Consider the following 2,132-nt stretch of genomic DNA (forward strand, 5'->3'; position numbering starts at 1 on the left):
GAAGCCACCGAGGAGGAACTCCTCCCGTACGTCTCCGACGTGGTCGGCATCGCGGCGATCAACAGTCCGCGTTCGATCGTGGTGTCGGGTGCCGAGGAGGCCGTCGAGGCGATCCAGGCCGACTTCACCGAGCTGGGCCGCAAGACGACCCGGCTCCGTGTCTCGCACGCCTTCCACTCCCCCCTCATGGACCCGGTGCTCGCGGAGTTCCGCGCGGTCGCGGAGAGCGTGACGTACCACCCCGCCGCGATCCCGGTGGTCTCGGGCGTGCACGGCGAGCTGAGCGAGGACTGGGGGACCGCGGAGTACTGGACCCGTCACCTGCGCGAGGCGGTCCGCTTCTGCGACACCGTGCGGTACCTCCAGGGCCGCGGCGTCGAGACGTACGTGGAGCTCGGCCCGGACGCGATCCTGACCGCCCTGGCGAGCGCGACCGTCGGCGACGTCGAGGGCACCGCCTTCATCTCCTCCTGCCGCCGGCAGCGGCCCGAGGCCCGCGAACTGCTCGCGGCCGTCGCCCGCACCCACAACCAGGGCATCCCCGTCGACTGGGCCGCCTACTTCGGCGCCACCGAGGACCGCTGGGCCGATCTGCCGACGTACGCCTTCCAGCAGCAGCGCTACTGGCTGGAGGCCACGACCGCCGAGGGCGCCGGCCTCGGATCCGCCGGCCTGGAGACGGTCGGGCACCCGCTGCTGAGCGCCGCGATCGCCTCCGCCGACTCCGGCGAGGTCGTCCTGACCGGCCGCCTCTCGGTCGACGCCCAGCCCTGGCTGGCCGACCACGACGTCCTCGGCAGCGTCCTCTTCCCGGGCACCGGCTTCGTCGAGCTCGCCATCCGCGCGGGCGACCAGGTCGGCTGCGACGCCGTCGAGGAACTCACCCTGCACGCCCCGCTGATCCTGCCCGAGCGAGGCGGCGCCGCCGTACAGGTCTGGCTCGGCGCCGACGACGGATCCGGGCGCCGTACGGTGACCATCCACTCCCGCGACGAGAACGCCGCCGAGCCGATCTGGACGCGGCACGCGGAAGGCACTCTGATCAGCGGCGCGGGCCTGCCCGCCGCCGGTCTGACCGAGTGGCCGCCGCCCGGTGCCACCCCGACGACGGTGGACGGGGCGTACGAGCTCCTGCTCGAGCGCGGATACCACTACGGACCCGTGTTCCAGGGCCTCAAGGCCGCGTGGACCTCCGGCGAATCGCTGTACGCGGAGGTCTCCCTGCCCGAGCAGGCGCACGCCGACGCCGCACGGTACGGCCTGCACCCGGCCCTCCTCGACGCCGCCATGCACGTGGCGCTGATCGACGACGGGTCGAGCACCGACGAGTCGACGGTGCTGCCGTTCTCCTGGAACGACGTGGCACTGCACGCGGCCGGCGCCCCGGCGCTGCGCGTGTGCATCGCCCCCTCCGGCCCGAACACGGTGACCGTGACGGTGGCCGACGCCGAGGGGCAGCCGGTCCTGACGGTGGGCTCGCTGGTGTCGCGTCCGGTGTCGCAGGAGCAGCTGAGTGCCGGCCGGCCGGAGTCGCTGTTCGAGATCGCCTGGCGTCCGCTGGCCGCGCCCGCCGATGGGGTGGCCGAGCAGCACGTGTGGGGTGAGCTGCCCGAGGGCGAGCTGTCCGGCGCGGTGGTCTTCCACGTCCCGGACACCGACGGCGCGCTGCCGGAGGCGGTGCGCTCGGCGAGCGCCCGGACGCTGGCGGTGGTCCAGGAATGGCTGGCCGAGGACCGGTTCGCGGAGACCACGCTGGTCGTCGCGACCCGTGGCGCGGTGGTCGTGGACGCCGCCTCCGATGTCATCGACCTCGCCCAGGCCCCCGTGTGGGGTCTGGTGCGCGCGGCGCAGGCGGAGAACCCGGGCCGTATCCAGCTCACCGACCTCACGGCCGTCACCGACGGGCTCGCCGCCGTCATCGCCTCGGGCGAGCCGGAGAGCGCGGTCCGCGCCGACGGCATCCGCATCCCGCGCCTGACGGCCGTGACCACGCCCGGGCCGGCGCACGGCCCGCTCGCCCTCGACCCGGCGGGCACGGTCCTGATCACCGGCGGCACCGGCGGCATCGGCGCCCACCTGGCCCGGCACCTGGTCACCGAACACGGTGCCGGCCACCTGGTCCTGACCAGCCG

General features: G+C 74.4%; 1 protein-coding gene. It reads left to right on the plus strand.

Annotated features, from left to right (window positions below):
* Nucleotides 1-2,132, plus strand: a 2,132-nt coding sequence (locus tag K7B10_RS40130) for a SpnB-like Rossmann fold domain-containing protein (protein ID WP_229345925.1), incomplete at both ends; no start/stop codon positions are given.

Source organism: Streptomyces flavotricini, from assembly GCF_020639365.1.
Lineage (GTDB): Bacteria > Actinomycetota > Actinomycetes > Streptomycetales > Streptomycetaceae > Streptomyces > Streptomyces flavotricini.